Raw genomic sequence first — 15289 nt, forward strand, 5'->3', positions numbered from 1 at the left:
CCCCGCATCCGCGGGGCTTTTGCTATTGGTCGGTCAACGATGCAGGCGGCTCCAGCCCGCGCGCGCGGTAGGCGGCCGCCATATGCGCCTTCAGGCAGCCCGGGCACAAGCAGTCGCTGCCATCGATAGTGAGCGGCAGCACCTGCGGCAGGTCGTTGCACCAGCAGCCACCGCCGCCGCTGCCGCTGCCGCAGGCAAACGCCGTGCCGCAGTGCTCGCAGCACTTCTCGCGCAACACCGGCACCGGCAGGCTCAGCAGCCGCGCCCACACCGCGCGCTTCTCTTCATTCGTAAACGTCGACCAGCCGCCGATCTCATCCAGCGTGCGCTGGCAGCCGCTGCAGTGCGTGCCGCTCTTGTCGAGCTGGCAGCGCTTCTGGCACGGCGAGGCGACGTCGGGCTCACGGGCGGGGGGCTGGGCGGTCATGGCGAGGCGGCAAGGAGAGTGAAACGCGGCCGACTGTAGCACGGCCGGCCCAGGGCGGCGACCCGGTGCAGCCAGGCGGCGCGTCCGGCCAAACCTTTCGAACCGCCCCGACCGATAGCGGCCCGCCCCCGCCACACTGCCCCCGCCATCGATCCATCCCGCACTTGCCGGCCGCCTTCCCGCTGTGCCACATTGTTGAAAATATTTAACGACTGTTCGGCAAAAGACCACAGAGGAGAAACCATGAAGACCGCCAACGACATCGTGCTGTTCCACCGCCACCAGCCGGCCGTCCACGACGAATTCATCACCGCGCCGGAAAAGCTGCTGTCCGGCGACGGCGCGCAGACCGTCGATAATTTTTACAGCGACGAGACCAGCCAGTTCCACGCCGGGCTGTGGTCGGGTGGCATCGGCGCCTGGAAGGTGCGCTATACCGAGCACGAGTTCTGCACGCTGCTGGAGGGGCGGGTGAAGATCACCGATAAGGCCGGCAATAGCGTGGAGTTGAAGGCCGGTGATCACTTTGTGATTCCGGCGGGGTTCGAGGGGGTGTGGGAGGTGTTGGAGCCGGCGAAGAAGACGTATGCGATTTTTGAGGCGAGTCGCTGAGGGGGCTTTGTGCCTTGGTGGCAAGGTTGGCCGAACCCGGCAGTTGCAGGGTTCGGCCTTGTTATTTTGAGGCTTTGTAACGGCAGCTTGCAGTGACGCATTTTGCTCCGCATTACGCTACGCTTTCGTCATGTGTGCTTGTGTGGCAAGCTCTTTCTCATGCTGATGACGCAACTACTTACATCGTTTAGGACATCTAATTTTAGTTAGGCCCGTATATGAGTTATGACGAACATGATGCGGAAATGGATGAATTCTACGATCAGATAAGTCGCGATCTATATCCAGATCATCGCGACCAGGCTATATCTGAATTCACAGAAGAAAGGCTGAAATCATTCTATGTAAAGTCACCTCAAGTAATGAGGCCGGCTGTAGATTCTCTACAGCAAGGAAAATCTCTTTTGAAAGATGACTATTTTGGTCCAGCGCTTGTCTCATTCGTGTCTGCAATTGAACTCCTATTAAAGGCAACACTGTTAAAGCCTGTAGTGTATGGCTTGGTTCATCATGAGCCTCTCGCAGAGATCATAGTAAAACACGCGCTTGGCCAAGCAGGATTTGATCGCTATGAAGGCTTGCTTTCTGATCTATTTATAAGCCTGGCAAACATAAATATTAAGGAAGTGCATAGAGCCGACTCGGACAAGCCTCTTCTAGAAGAATGCAAGCAACTTCAGAAAATTAGGAACAATATTATACATAAAGGTGAAGGTTGCCATAAGGAAGATGCAGAGCTTGCATTCACCGTGTCGGTTGCTGTATTTGAAGAAATAGTTAGGCCAATGCTTTACTCTCTTGGGCTCAATGTCATTGAGCGTGGTGCGATTGTTCCGGCCCAACAACTCATTCCAGCAAGCAAGTAAGACGGGGGAAGGTGCTTGCGCCGAAACCCATCATTCTTTCGACCGACGTTGGTGAGCCGTGGGGCCTTGTCGGTCTCGCCCGACCGGCGAGTTCCTTTCTTTTGCTTCGCCAAAAGAAAGGAACCAAAGAAAAGGCGACCCCGCGACGCCGGCCCGCTTTGCGGGCTGCCCTGCGGGCGCCCCGGCCAACAGGCGGCTGCGCAACTCGCGCCGACTACGTCGGCACTCGGACAGTGCTCGCCGACTTCCCCCGTTGGCCGTGCCGTCCTCGGCGGCGTCGAAGGGGAATGGGTGGTCTTTGGCAGTATTCGTGAAGTTATAAGGTTTGAAAAACAGTGGGGTATTGGAAAGGTAGGCAATGGTTTTTGATACACCACGACTCTGACGCTTCTGTGGATAGTCACAAGCTTGGCCGAACGGTGCGGGCACAAAACCAGGCAGCTTCTGGCCTCCTCACCACCAACCCAAGTCGCTCGGTTTCCCACTTCCCCAATTCTGTAACGCTGCAATCATCCTGCCCGTCCCCCTTTGCGCTGCCGAGCGATCGTCAAGCGGCCAGGTCTTAAGCCGCCGCTTGTTCGAGTGGGCGGACGTTAGCCGCCCGCGAGTTCGGCGGCGCCTGGCCGCTTGGCAGGCGCGAGGGAAGCCGAAGGCCAGCGCAGTGGGGTCGTCTTTCTTTGGGTACTTTCTTTGACGAAGCAAAGAAAGTACCCCGCCCCGCCGGGCGGGACCGGCGCTGCAACAGCCCCATAGATGCTGCCGACAAGCGGAAAATCGGCGGAAGTATTATTACCGCTATGGTCTCAGCCTTTGCTTGATGAGGTTCAATCCGGGCCTATCAACCACCAGCTGTTCTTATAAACTTTAGCTGACAAGTATCGACCATATTGCTTAGACTGCGCTAAACAGCCCGCATGCATGGTACTAAGCACTATCCATTCGCGTTTTACCTCTTCACCCAACGCACGAAAGCGCTTTTGGCATATTCCATACCTCGGATGAGTTTCCTTTGTCGCCCCCACATTGTTTTCCATTAAAAATGGCCTACCATTTTCATAAAGCATCGCCCACTTATATCGGGCGTTGGGACTCGTTCCGGTAAAAAAAATGCGCTCACCTTAAAGCGAAAATTAAGGAGAGACTGCCAATGCCAAATCAAATCGTCGCGATAGTCACCCGCATCGACCCTCCCGTTGAAAAACTGAGTGCCGCCGAGCTGCTGCGCCAATACCCCGGCGGCATAGCGATCGTCTTCGAAGACGAGCAGACCGCCCGCTTATACCCGGGAGACCGCGCCGCCGGCCTCCTGGAAATCCTTGAAGGACTACGGCAGCTGCACGCCCCGGCCTATGTCGAGCTTGATCCCGACACGCAGGCGATCACGCGCCTGCTGATTCCGCTGCTGACGAGGGTGGCCGCGATTTCAGAGGAAGAGGAGACCGAAGAGGTCGAGATCGAACTCGAGGCGTCGCATGCGCGCCATCTGCTCAGGCGCCACCATCCGGATTTCGAACGGATGCTGGGGGCGCTGGGGGCGGCGCAGGAACGGAACGCCTGGCTGATCGTGACCGAAACCGACGAACACGGGATCATCGACGTGCGTCCCAGCCCACACGAGCCGCGCCTGGCGGAGCCGGTCGCGCCCGAACGGCACAGGGGGGCCTCGTGGTTTCGGCGGTTCTGCCGCTGGTGCTCTTGCGCGTTCCGCTGCTGTTTTCGGCGGCTGCGCTGCGTGTCGACGCAGAGGGCTCAGCAACTGTTCGACCTCGTCAGCGCGACGAGATGCGACCCGCTCGCGGTCCCTCCGCCGTGCATTCCGTTTCTCTATCCCGACGATGGCTGCTGGGCGCGCGCCCATGAGATGTGCCGCCTGATGATCGCCGCGGGCGCCAGGCCGAGAAAGGTGTGGATCAACGGCAGCCTGCACGTGCAGACGAAGAACAACCCGTCCTGCCAGGTGTTCTGGGGCTGGCATGTAGCGCCGACGCTGTGCGTGCGGCGCCGCTTTTTTCGGGTCGAGGAGACGGTGATCGATCCGTCGCTGTTTACGGCGCCGGTATCGCTGGCGACCTGGAAGAATGCGCAAGGCGACCCGACCGCCACCCTCACCGCGACGGCGGCGTCCAACTATTGGCGCCATGTGATGCCGACCGATCCGAACTATGTCGATACCAACTTTCGACTGCAGTACTACCGCCTGCAATTGAAGAACCGCTCTTTGCAGCCGGCCGGGCCGCCGCCGTACGCCTATTGTCCGTGACGGCCAAGGGGTTCGGCGTGACGCCTAAAGCAGGAGGCGGTGTCAGCCGTACCGTTCACCCAAGGGCGGATCCGGGGCCAATGCCTGCGTTGCTTGCGGGCCACCGGCCTCATCCCCGCTGTGATTAGGAGGCACCATGAATAGCAAACTTTGTGTTGCATCGCTGTTGCTCGCGACCGCCTGCTTCGGCAGCGCCGCCGCGCGGGCCGAGCCTAGCGGTTTCATCATGGCCACGCCCAGCGATCTGAAGTGGTCAGACGCCACCTCCGTACCCCCGGGCGTGAAAGTCGCCGTGATCGAGGGGCAGCTGGATAAGAAAGGCCCGATCACCGCCCAGATCAAGCTTCCGGCCAACTATAAGCTCCCCCCGCATTGGCACCCGGGTGTGGAGCGGGTGACGGTGCTGTCCGGAACGCTCAACTACGGCATGGGTGACACGCTGGAGCCGCAAAAGACCACCGCCTTAGGGCCGGGCAGCGTGATCGTGATGCCGCGCAAGATGCACCACTTTGCCTGGACCGCCGAGGAAACGGTGGTACAACTGAACATAATGGGGCCCTGGGGTATCACCTACGTTAACCCCACCGACGACCCCAGGAAGAAATAAGAGCGGCTAACCCTGCCGGCGTTGTTACCCAGCCTAGCCGGGACCGTTGCACTGGGTTTTGTTAGCCACTCGAAACGCTCCCGCCCGGCTAGGCGCTACAGCCATCGGCAGGATGGAAGCTGCCGATGGCTTTCCCCTCCCCAGCCTGACCACACCGGACCATCGCCGCCCGCACGAGGGGATGGTCTTTGCCAGCTCGATGCCAACGGTCTTACTATCCATAATGACTTCCCCGCCGTGCTCCGGCACGACGCGCACGGCAGGGATGGCTCGTTGCTAATCAATCGGCCGGACCCGCTGCGTGGCCCGGTCTTCTCTAGCGTTAGGAGTGCGAATGACGCGTACGGTCGGCATCTTCGTTTTCAATGACGTCGAAGTCCTCGACTTCGCGGGACCCTACGAGGTCTTTACGACCGCCGCGCGCGTGCACGCCCGGGCTCACCCTGGCGAGCCGCCGTTGTTCGACGTCGTCACCGTTGGCCGAAGCGCCGCGCCGCTGCGCGCGCGCGCCGGGCTCAGCGTCTTCCCGGACCACGGCTTCGCCGATCACCCGCCGCTCGATGTGCTGATCGTTCCGGGCGGCGTGGTCACGGCGGAACTCGAGACCGCCGCGGTGGCGCGATGGATCGCGGCCACTGCCGCGCAGGCGAAACTCACCGCGTCGGTCTGCACCGGAGCCTTCCTACTGGCCCAGGCCGGGCTACTCGACGGAAAGTCCGCGACCACGCATTGGGAAGACATCGACGACCTCCGCTCGATGTTTCCCGCGGTGCAGGTACTGGCGGAACGCCGCTGGGTGGATCAGGGCCATATCGTCACCTCCGCCGGCATCTCGGCGGGCATCGACATGTCGCTGCATCTGGTCGGGCGGCTGGCCGGGCGCGAATTGGCGATCAGGACCGCGCGCCAGATGGAGTTTGACTGGACGGAACATTGACCCGTCCTCGCCTGTGACTCGGACACCGCGCACCGTGGAGCGCGGCGGCGAACGGACCGCTACCGACGATGAGCTAAGCCGCGTTCACCTCATGCCCAAAACAGGAGCAACGCCGTGAGTATCGAGCTGAACCACATCATCATCCCGGCACGGGACAAATGGGAGTCCGCCCGGTTCCTCGCCGCGGTGCTGGGGGTAGAAGCCGGGCCGCAGTGGGCGCACTTCGTCCCGGTGCGCACCGGCAACGGCGTCACCCTCGATTACGTCGACGCCCACGACTTCCGTCCCCTGCACTACGCCTTCCTGGTCAGCGAGGCGGTATTCGACGCCGCCCTCGCCCGTATCCGTAGCGCCGGCATCGCGTTCTACGCCGACTTTCTCCATCAGAAGCCCGGCGAGGTCAACACCCTCTACGGCGGTCGCGGCCTCTACTTCGATGACCCGAACGGACACGAGCTCGAACTCATCACCCAGCCGTACGGGCCGATCCCGGAGCGGTGATGCGGTCGCGCCGCCAGACCGCGGAGTCGATCATGAAGCCGCTTCGCGTGTCCCGCGCGGGCCGTGGTTTGGCGAATCGGCCGCTGTACGGAGTGGGCCGGTGGTCGCGGCCGTCGTCATTTTCAATAGCAGTGCCCATTAACGCGACAGCTGGACGCAGGCGGCTGCGTCGCAAGCCGCCGGGTGGGCCAACGTTGCAGAAGACGGCGGCTTTGTCGGTCACGCCCGATCGGTTACGCTACGCCCATCCCACCCACTCCTCAGATCAGAAAGCGACACAATCGTGAACCTCATCGAGACGGACCGGCTGTTCCTGCGCGAGCTGAACGCCGCCGACGCCGCCTTCATCCTTGAGCTCGTCAACGAGCCGGCCTTCATCAAGAACATCGCCGACAAGAACGTGCGCAGCCACGCCGACGCGGTCCGCTATATCGAGACCGGCCCCGGCGCCAGTTACCGCCAGCACGGCTACGGCCTGTATCTGGTCGGGCTAAAGGAATCGCACACGCCGATCGGCATCTGCGGGCTGGTGAAGCGCGACTATCTGGACGACGCCGACATCGGCTACGCCTTCCTCGAGCGCTTCTGGGCGCAGGGCTACGCCTACGAGTCGGCCGCGGCGGTGCTGGACTACGCGCGCGGCACGCTGGGCCTGCAGCGGATTCTCGGCATCACCTCGCCCAACAACCAGGGCTCGATCCGGCTGTTGGAGAAGCTCGGCCTGCGCTTCATCCGGCTTATCAAGGTGCCGGGGCAGGACACGGACACCAGCCTGTTCAGTTCGGCTTTGTGAAGCACCGGCCTTGCCAATAACAACGCCCCGCATCGCGGGGCGTTGTTCGTTGGGCAGGAGCCAGACGCTCAGAATGTCAGACCGACGCCCAGGTACGGGCCGTCGGCCAGCGTGCGGTTGCGGCTGTCGTCCTTGCGGTCGACCTGGTAGTAGCGGTAGCCACCCTCCAGCGCCAACAGCGGGATCGGGTTCCAGCGCACGCCGGCGGTGACGTCGGACACCGACTTCACCGAGCCGCTGGCGAACGATTCCGGCGCGTAGTAGGCCTGGCCGAACAGGCTGACGCTGTAGCCGGCGTCGACGTTGATGCGGCCGCCGACCAGGCCGGCGGTGGCGGCGCCGTCGGCGTCGATCGCGGTGCCCTTCACGCCGGCGGCAAGCGTCACGTTGCCCAGCGGCAACGCGAACTCGGCGCCGAGGCCGCCGGCCGAGCCGTTGTGCGCGTGCTTCAGGTAGTCGAGAGTGAAGCCGATGCCGGCACCGTCCGGCGTGCGGCTGAAGTTGACGAAGTCGTCGCCGCCGCCGAGCGTCATGGTGCCGGCCTGCGCCGCGCCGCTGGCCACGAGGCCGGCGATCAGCAATGCCCTAATTTTCATGCGGGTAAATCCTTCCGATCTAGCAATATTGGTATGAAGCGCCATCGCCCGCGGCGTGGCCAAGGGCGTTCGGCGCGTCGAGGCGCCGGGCGCGGGTGATGCGGGCGGCCAAGTCGCCGCCCGACCAGGTGTGACGGATCGGCTGACAGGCCGCGATCCGGTGAAACACACAGAGCGTTAGTTGCTCAACTGCGCCTCAAGTTCAGCCAGGCGGGTTTTTAGCGCGGCGACTTCGGCCTCCAGCGCGGCGACCCGGCCGGCCAGACCGACCTCGATCACGCCGTAGTCGTCCCCGGCCGCGGCGGCGGCTACCGGCTCGCCGCACAGGCAGTGCGCCCAGCGCGCCTCGCGTTCGCCCGGCTGACGCTCGAGCTTGGCGACCAGCGGCGGGTACTTGTCGGCCAAGGCGTTCAGCGCGGTCTCGACCTCGTCGACGCCGCTGAACGGGTAGACCCGGCCGGCGCGGCCCTTGATCTCGGCCGAGGTCTGCGCGCCGCGCAACAGCAGCAAGGCCAGCGCCGCCAGGCGCGCGCCCTCGAGCTTCCACTCCCAGCCGAGGCGGTGCTCGTACTTGGCGACGCGGCTGCCGGCCGGCAGCCGTTCGGCGACCAGCTTGGCGGTGATCAGCGCGTCGAGCGCGGCGCTGACGCGGCTTTCCGACAGGTTCATCACCGGCTCGCGGCTGGTCAACTGGTTGCAGGCGCTGACCAGGCTGTTCAGCGTCAGCGGATAGGCGTCCGGGGTGAGCGCCTGCTTTTCGATCAGCGCGCCGAGCACGCGTACCTCGACCGGGTCAAACTGATATCCGTCGTCCATCGCCTCACCTCTCGTCGTTACCGGAATAGCACGATGATCGCACCGCCACCGGCTTCGGCCAACCCTGAAGGGGCTGGCCGGAACAGGAGTGGCTAACAAAAGTGAGCGAAGTGGCTGTGCTCGTCGTGCTGCCGCAGAAAACGAGGCCGAGCCGAAGTTTCTGCGAAGCTACAGTACACGCGGTACGGCAAGGCAGCACAACAACGCCAAGGGACTTTTAGCTTCGCAGAAACTCGGCGAGGCCTCGTTTTGTTAGCCGCTCTCAGCGGCCGCCCGGGCCCTTCAGCAACTCCTCGATCTTATGCAGCCGCTTGATCTCGCGCAGCCGGCTGTCGCGCTCCTCGTCGGCCAGCGCGATATACAGCGACACCGCCATGCCGATCATGATCAGCATGAACGGCAGCGCCGCGACGATCGACATGGTCTGCAGGCCCTTCAGGCCGCCGCTCGACAGCAGCACCAGCGCGATCGCGGCGAGCAGCACGCCCCAGACCAGCTTGACGCGGTGACCGGGGTTCAGCGAGCCCTTGCTCGACAGCATGCCGAGCACGAAGGTGGCCGAGTCGGCCGAGGTGACGAAGAAGCTCGCCACCAGCAGCATACCGACGAAGGACATCACCGTGCCGCTGGGCAGCTGGTCGAACATCACATAGAGCGCGGTCGACACGTCGGCCTTCACCGCCCCCAGCATGTCGGCGCCGCCGAACAGCTGCAGGTCGAGCGCGGTGCCGCCGAACGCCGAGAACCAGGCGAAGCTCGCCATCGCCGGCACCAGCAGCACGCCGACGACGAATTCGCGGATGGTGCGGCCGCGCGACACGCGGGCGATGAACATGCCGACGAACGGCGCCCAGGTCACCCACCACGCCCAGTAGAACAGCGTCCAGTCGGCGGTCCAGGTGCCCTGGCTGAACGGCGACATGCGCAGGCTGATGCTGGTCAGGTTGCCGAGGTAGTCGCCCAGCGTGGTGGTGAAGGTGTCGAAGATGAAGCCGGTCGGGCCGAGCACCACCACCAACAGGAACAAGCCGACCGCCAGCCACAGGTTCAGGTTGGACAGCCACTTGATGCCGCGCTCCAGACCGGTCAGCGACGACAACAGGAACAGCACCGTCGCGGCCACGATGATCATCGCGGTCAGGCCGAAGCTGGGCTCGAGGCCGAACAGGTGCTTCAGGCCGCTCTCGATCTGCAGCGTGCCGAAGCCGAGCGAGGTCGCCACGCCGAACACGGTGGCGAGGATCGCCAGCACGTCGATCGCGCGGCCGAGCGGGCCGTCGACCCGGTCGCCCAGCAGCGGGCGGAACGCCGCCGAGATCAGCCCCGGCGCGCCGCGGTTGAACTTGAAGTAGGCGAGCACCAGTCCCATCAGGCTGTACACCGCCCACGGGTGCAGGCCCCAGTGGAAGAACGAGTAGCGCATCGCGGCGCGCGCGGCATCGGCCGATTCGGGGGTGATGCCGCCCGGCGGGGTGCCGAAGTGCGACACCGGCTCGGCCACGCCCCAGAACACCAGGCCGATGCCCATGCCGGCCGAAAACAGCATCGCGAACCAGCGCCGCGCGAGAACTCCGGCTCCTCGTCCTCGCGGCCCAGGCGGATATGGCCGAAGCGGCCGAACGCCAGGTACAGCGCAAACACCAGAAAGCCGAACACGGTCAGCAGGTAGAACCAGCCGAAGCGCGAGATGGTGAAGGTGAGCAGCGCGTTGGTCGTGAGCGCCAGCTGCTGCGGCGCGAGCGCGCCCCACAGCACGAACAGCGCGGTCAGCAGCAGGGACAAGCGTAAAACCATGGATTCTCCTCCGGAGTGGGTGTCGGCAGGATGCGGCGCACGACAGCGCCGGCCGGACACGGTCGGGGTTGGTCGAAACGACTCGGGGAGCCGGAACGGGTCGGGATGACCCGGCCGCCGGTGTGGCGGCATGGTGAAGAAAGCGTCGGGCTTTCCAGTTGGCGATGACTATAGAAAATAATCAAACTCTGATTTACTTATTCAGGCTATCATCATTGGCCGCCGGCTGTAAACCCGCGCGCTTGACAGCCGCCGCCCGTCGCGACACCCTAGCCGCCGTTTTCGCCGCCTCCCGGACCCCCGCCATGACCCGTGCCGATTTATTGATAGTGGAACAAGGACTTGCCGCATCGCGCACCGCCGCGCAGCAGTTGATCGCCGCCGGCCGGGTGTTCGTCGAGCAGGCCGGCACGCTGATCCCGCTCGCCAAGGCTAGCCAGAAGCTCGCCGCCGACGCCCGGCTGACCATCACGCCCGACCCGTCCGACCGTTACGTGTCGCGCGGCGGGCTGAAGCTGGCCGGCGCGCTGGCCGACGCCGGGCTCACGATCGACGGCTTTCATGTGCTCGACGTCGGCCAGTCGACCGGCGGCTTCACCGACTGCGCGCTGCAGGCCGGCGCCGCGCGGGTGGTCGGCGTCGACGTCGGCCACGACCAGCTGGTGCAGCAGCTGCGCGACGATGCGCGGGTACGCTACTTCGAGGGGGTGAACGGCCGCGCGCTCGACCACGCGGCGCTGCTCGCCGCCAACGACGGCGCGCTGTTCGACCTGATGGTCTGCGACGTGTCGTTCATCTCGCTGACGCTGATCCTGCCGTCGGCGCTGCCGCTGGTGAAACCGGGCGGCTATCTATTGAGCCTGGTGAAGCCGCAGTTCGAGGTCGGCCGCGAGGGCCTGGGCAAGGGCGGCATCGTCAAGGACGAGCGGCTGTACGCCGGGGTGGAGCGCAAGATCCGCGACGCGGTCGCCGCCGAGGGAATGACGGTGCGCGGCTGGTTCGACAGCGCGATCACCGGCGGCGATGGCAACCGCGAGTTCTTCGTGTTCGCGCAGCGCGTGGAATGACGGTTTCGCCACGGAAGCAGGACACACCGACCCTGCAAGGGTCAGCGACTCGCTCCTCTTCAGCGGATGAAACGGAACGGGCGCCTTTTTCCGTCTTTCCGTGTGCTTCCGTAGCCCAAACGAGCTACATCACCGGCCGCTTGTGGCTGTGCTCGTGCGCCTCGTCGCTGACGCCGCGCACGATCAACAGCGGCACCGCGCTGTGCTGCAGCACCGTCTCGGCGAAGCTGCCGAGCAGCAGGTGCATCAGCCCGCTGCGGCCGTGCGTGCCGAGCACGATCAGGTCGGCGGCGTGTTCGGTGGCGAAGCCGACCAGCGACCGCGCCATCTCATGCCCGCCGTCCCAGCTTTCGCCGACGAAGCGCTCCACCTGGCTCACGCCGTGCGCGCGCACCTTCTCCTCGGCCTCGTCGAGGATCGCGTCGGCGCGCGCCCGCGCCATCTCGTGCAGCCGGCTGTTGTCGAACAGCTGGACGTTTTCCACCGCCAGGTCGCGCAGATTGGCGATGTGCAGCAACGTCAGCCGGGCGTCGCTGAGCTTGGCCAGCGCCATCGCCTGGTCGAGTGCCCGGTCGGCGCAGTGACTGCCGTCGAGCGCCACCACGATGTGTCGGTACATGTCCGCCTCCTTCCTGTGATCCTTCTTCCAGCGTACACCGCCACGCGGCCCCGCGTGGAGAGTACGCTCGCAGGCATTGACCCGGCGCACGCTTGGCGAGCGCGGACGCTTGCGCTATGCTTCGCCCCTTGATTTTTCAGGATGTTACGTTGATGAGCACCCCGCACGACGCCGATCTCGCCCGCCGCTTCGGCGGCGTCGCCCGCCTGTACGGCGACGCGGCGCTGGCCCGCTTCCAGGCCGCCCACGTCGGCATCGTCGGCGTAGGCGGCGTCGGCTCGTGGGTGGTCGAAGCGCTGGCGCGTAGCGGCGTCGGCGCGCTGACGCTGATCGATCTCGATAACGTCGCCGAGTCCAACGTCAACCGCCAGCTGCCGGCGCTCGACCCGCATTTCGGCCGCGCCAAGGTCGAAGTGCTGGCCGAACGGGTGCTCGCGATCAACCCGAGCTGCCGGCTCACCCTGATCGAGGACTTCGTCACCGTCGACAACCTCGACGAACTGCTCGGCGGCGGCTACGACTACCTGGTCGACGCGATCGACAGCGTGCGGGTGAAGACCGCGATGGCCGCCTGGTGCGTGAAGCGCCGCCAGCGCTTCATCGTCTCCGGCGGTGCCGGCGGCCAGATGGACCCGGCGCGGATCCGCGTCGCCGACCTGGGCGCGGTCACCGAAGACCCGCTGCTGTCCAAGCTGCGCTACAACCTGCGCCGCCACCACGGCTTCCCGCGCGAGGCGGGCAAGAAGCTGCAGGTGCCGTGCGTGTACTCGACCGAGCCCTTGACCTGGCCGCAGAACGGCGCCGCCTGCGATATCGACGCCGCCCCGCAGGGGCTCAACTGCGGCGGCTTCGGCGCCAGCATGGCGGTGACCGCCAGCTTCGGCCTGTTCGCCGCGGCCGAGGTGCTGAAAACGCTGGCGAAACCCGCACGCCAGAAGGCCTGAACGGCGCGTTACCAGACAGGGAAAAGCGTGGCCGAACCGCGCTGCTGCCGGCTCGGCCACGCTTTTCCATTCTACGCACCCGTCAGCCGAGTACCGTCCGCCGCCCCGGATTGCCATTTGCCGCCGCTGCGATTACCCTGTCACTCGTCTTCGGAAATGTTTTCCATTTCCTCAAACAAAAGGAATCGCAGCGTGGGCATCGACGTCTGGCTCGTATACGTGGCCGCCATTTTTGTCGTGATCGTGATACCGGGGCCGCTGTCGCTGTTGATGGTGTCGAACGTGATCAACTTCGGCCTGAAACGCTCGCTGCCGGGCATCGCCGGCGGCGTCTCCGCGTCGCTGATCCTGCTGATCGTCTCGGCGCTCGGCCTCGGCGCGCTGATCGTGTCGTCGCCGCTGCTGTTCAACATCGCTCGCTACGCCGGCGCGGCCTACCTAATCTGGCTGGGCGTGCAGTCGCTGCTGACCCGCGTCACCAGCGGCATCACCACCGACGAGTCGGCGCTGCCGAATTCGCGCCCGATCACGCTGTTCCGCCGCGCCTTCCTGCTCGGCATCAGCAACCCGAAGGACATCCTGTTCTTCATCGCCTTCCTGCCGCAGTTCATCGACGCGCACCGCTCGATCGGCGCGCAGCTATTGGTGATGGTGGTGAGCTGGACGGTGGTCGACGTGGCGTGCAAGCTCGGCTACGGCAGCGCCGCGAAGGCAGTGAACACCTTCCTGCGTTCGGTGCGCGGCAAGAAGCTGTTCAACGGGGTGACCGGGGTGTTCTTTATCGGTACGGCCCTGTCGGCACTGCTGTACGGCTGAGTAGCCTAGCCTCGACCTTCTGATTACAGGTCAGCGGCTCTACCAGATGCCCAGATCGATCGCGGTCTGGGCATTGTTGTTTCTGGACGGGCGGAAGCGAAGCCCCCGGAATGGAATAGCGCCCAGGCGCCCCTTTCGGCCAACCTTGGTGCCGGAAACAGTCTTGTCGGTCCCACCCGACCAAGAACAAAGAGCCCGGTACGCAGCGCGCACCAGGCTCTTTCACATGAAATACGCGGGCGATCAGCGCACCGCGAGGCGCCAGAGCGACGTCACCTCGGCGGAGCGCGCAGCGAACAGCGGGTCGTCGGCGTCGTTGGCACGCGGATGCTGCGGCCTGACATCCAGCCGGTCGACCACCTTCAAGCCCGCCGCGTCGAAGGCCGCCAGCAACTCGTCCCGCGAGCGCAGCCCGAGGTGTTCGGCCAGGTCCGACAGCACCAGCCAGCCCTCGCCGCCCGGCTCCAGATGCGCGGCCAAGCCGCCGAGGAAGCCGCGCAGCATGCGGCTCTCGGGGTCGTACACCGCGTACTCGATCGGCGAGCTGGGCCGCGCCGGCAGCCACGGCGGGTTGCAGACCACCAGCGGCGCCCGCCCTTCCGGGAACAGATCCGCCTCGACCACCTCCACCCGCTCGGTCAAGCCGAGCCGGACGAGGTTTTCGCGGGCGCAGGCCAGCGCACGCGGATCCTGATCGGTCGCGACGACCCGCGCCACGCCCCGGCGTGCCAGTACCGCGGCCAGCACGCCGGTGCCGGTACCGATGTCGAAGGCCAACGTCGTCGCGGGCAACGGCGCCTCGGCCACCAGTGCCACGTACTCGCCGCGCACCGGCGCGAACACGCCGTAATGCGGGTGGATGCGGTCGCCGAGCGCCGGGATCTCGACGCCCTTCTTGCGCCACTCGTGCGCGCCGATCAAACCGAGCAGCTCGCGCAGCGAGGCCACGTAGGGCACGTCTCCCGGTCCGTAGGCCTCCGTGCAGGCCTGCCGTGCATCGGGAGCCCGGCGTAATGGAATGCTGTGATCGGCCTCGAACGGCAGCAGCAGCATCCCCAGGATGCGGGCGCGCTGCACCTGCACCATGCGGTGCTTATTGAAGGCATCGGTCGGCGACGACGCCGGCGGCTTGCGCGGCTTGCGGTCGACGCGTCGCGCCAGCGCCGTTAGCAGCTGGCGGGCATTCTGGAAATCGCCGCGCCACAGCAAGGCGGTGCCCTCGCAGGCCAGCCGATAGGCGGCGTCGGCGGTGATGCGGTCGTCGGCGATCACTACGCGCTTGGGCGGCGGAGTCGCGCTTTCCGAGCGCCACCGGGCAGAACGGGCTTCGCCGTCTTCGGTCCAGCTGATCAGCGGATAGTCACTCACGGCGACACCTTCCACCACGGGGATACGGCATGGCATGGCCGCTTGGCCACCTTCGGAAACAAGAGATTCAAACGCATGGCAGAGTGACAATCGGTAAGTAGGAATGGGGCGCGACCAAGGTCCGCCCAGATTTAGCGGCCATGGTGGCGGTCTCAGGCGCAAAGTGCAAGGCGGGCCTGCCGAATATGACAGCGGAGGGAGTTTGCATTTGACCGCGCGAAGTTGGCCGAACGATGGCGACAACCATCGGCCAAGTTTGGGACTTA

Annotated in this window: 16 protein-coding genes and 1 pseudogene; 10 read left to right on the forward strand and 7 right to left on the reverse strand. The window is 65.0% G+C overall.

Annotated elements, in window-relative coordinates; genetic code table 11:
- Positions 1-22: 22 nt before the first annotated feature.
- Positions 23-427: a DUF1289 domain-containing protein gene (locus ACZ2IA_RS00580; RefSeq protein WP_470290609.1), complete on the reverse strand. Its 405-nt coding sequence runs from the start codon at positions 425-427 to the stop codon at positions 23-25.
- 243 nt (positions 428-670) lie between these two features.
- Between ACZ2IA_RS00580 and ACZ2IA_RS00585 the strand changes: the two genes are divergently transcribed.
- The 7 genes from ACZ2IA_RS00585 to ACZ2IA_RS00615 all read left to right on the forward strand — a co-directional run bounded on the left by ACZ2IA_RS00585 (position 671) and on the right by ACZ2IA_RS00615 (position 7003).
- Complete coding sequence (locus ACZ2IA_RS00585; RefSeq protein WP_470290610.1) at positions 671-1039, forward strand: cupin domain-containing protein; 369 nt, start codon at positions 671-673, stop codon at positions 1037-1039.
- Positions 1040-1257: 218 nt separating this feature from the next.
- Entirely contained in the window at positions 1258-1905 is a 648-nt protein-coding gene (locus ACZ2IA_RS00590; RefSeq protein WP_470290611.1) for a hypothetical protein, read from the forward strand.
- 1147 nt (positions 1906-3052) lie between these two features.
- Positions 3053-4165, forward strand: coding sequence for a protein-glutamine glutaminase family protein (locus tag ACZ2IA_RS00595; RefSeq protein WP_470290612.1), 1113 nt, complete (start codon positions 3053-3055; stop codon positions 4163-4165).
- Positions 4166-4301: 136 nt separating this feature from the next.
- Entirely contained in the window at positions 4302-4772 is a 471-nt protein-coding gene (locus tag ACZ2IA_RS00600) for a cupin domain-containing protein (RefSeq protein ID WP_470290613.1), read from the forward strand.
- 334 nt (positions 4773-5106) lie between these two features.
- Positions 5107-5709, forward strand: coding sequence for a DJ-1/PfpI family protein (locus ACZ2IA_RS00605; RefSeq protein WP_470290614.1), 603 nt, complete (start codon positions 5107-5109; stop codon positions 5707-5709).
- A 114-nt stretch (positions 5710-5823) separates the two neighbouring features.
- Entirely contained in the window at positions 5824-6210 is a 387-nt protein-coding gene (locus ACZ2IA_RS00610) for a VOC family protein (protein WP_470290615.1), read from the forward strand.
- A 283-nt stretch (positions 6211-6493) separates the two neighbouring features.
- A complete protein-coding gene (locus tag ACZ2IA_RS00615; protein WP_470290616.1) occupies positions 6494-7003 on the forward strand; it encodes a GNAT family N-acetyltransferase in 510 nt (169 codons plus the stop codon).
- A gap of 68 nt (positions 7004-7071) precedes the next feature.
- On the opposite strand, the gene ACZ2IA_RS00620 is transcribed toward ACZ2IA_RS00615, so the two are convergent.
- The 4 genes and pseudogenes from ACZ2IA_RS00620 to ACZ2IA_RS00635 all read right to left on the reverse strand — a co-directional run.
- A complete protein-coding gene (locus ACZ2IA_RS00620; protein ID WP_470290617.1) occupies positions 7072-7599 on the reverse strand; it encodes a YfaZ family outer membrane protein in 528 nt (175 codons plus the stop codon).
- Between the two features lie 177 nt (positions 7600-7776).
- Positions 7777-8415 (reverse strand): YceH family protein, encoded by a 639-nt coding sequence (locus tag ACZ2IA_RS00625; protein ID WP_470290618.1) that lies wholly within the window; start codon positions 8413-8415, stop codon positions 7777-7779.
- Between the two features lie 262 nt (positions 8416-8677).
- Entirely contained in the window at positions 8678-9961 is a 1284-nt protein-coding gene (locus tag ACZ2IA_RS00630) for a BCCT family transporter (protein ID WP_470290619.1), read from the reverse strand.
- A gap of 74 nt (positions 9962-10035) precedes the next feature.
- Positions 10036-10341 (reverse strand): annotated as a pseudogene (locus tag ACZ2IA_RS00635) (BCCT family transporter); the annotation flags it as partial.
- Positions 10342-10514: 173 nt separating this feature from the next.
- Here ACZ2IA_RS00635 and ACZ2IA_RS00640 point away from each other — a divergent pair.
- Positions 10515-11276, forward strand: a complete 762-nt coding sequence (locus ACZ2IA_RS00640; RefSeq protein WP_470290620.1) for a TlyA family RNA methyltransferase — start codon at positions 10515-10517, stop codon at positions 11274-11276.
- A gap of 124 nt (positions 11277-11400) precedes the next feature.
- Here ACZ2IA_RS00640 and ACZ2IA_RS00645 read toward each other — a convergent pair whose 3' ends face one another.
- Complete coding sequence (locus ACZ2IA_RS00645; protein WP_470290621.1) at positions 11401-11895, reverse strand: universal stress protein; 495 nt, start codon at positions 11893-11895, stop codon at positions 11401-11403.
- 152 nt (positions 11896-12047) lie between these two features.
- On the opposite strand from ACZ2IA_RS00645, the gene ACZ2IA_RS00650 reads away from it, so the two are divergent.
- Complete coding sequence (locus tag ACZ2IA_RS00650; protein ID WP_470290622.1) at positions 12048-12839, forward strand: tRNA threonylcarbamoyladenosine dehydratase; 792 nt, start codon at positions 12048-12050, stop codon at positions 12837-12839.
- A 192-nt stretch (positions 12840-13031) separates the two neighbouring features.
- Positions 13032-13655, forward strand: a complete 624-nt coding sequence (locus ACZ2IA_RS00655; RefSeq protein WP_470290623.1) for a LysE family translocator — start codon at positions 13032-13034, stop codon at positions 13653-13655.
- 243 nt (positions 13656-13898) lie between these two features.
- Here the strand turns inward: ACZ2IA_RS00655 and ACZ2IA_RS00660 are convergent, their stop codons facing one another.
- Positions 13899-15023, reverse strand: coding sequence for a methyltransferase (locus tag ACZ2IA_RS00660; RefSeq protein ID WP_470290624.1), 1125 nt, complete (start codon positions 15021-15023; stop codon positions 13899-13901).
- Positions 15024-15289: the final 266 nt, after the last annotated feature.

Source organism: Crenobacter sp. CS_VA4 (genome assembly GCF_055597485.1).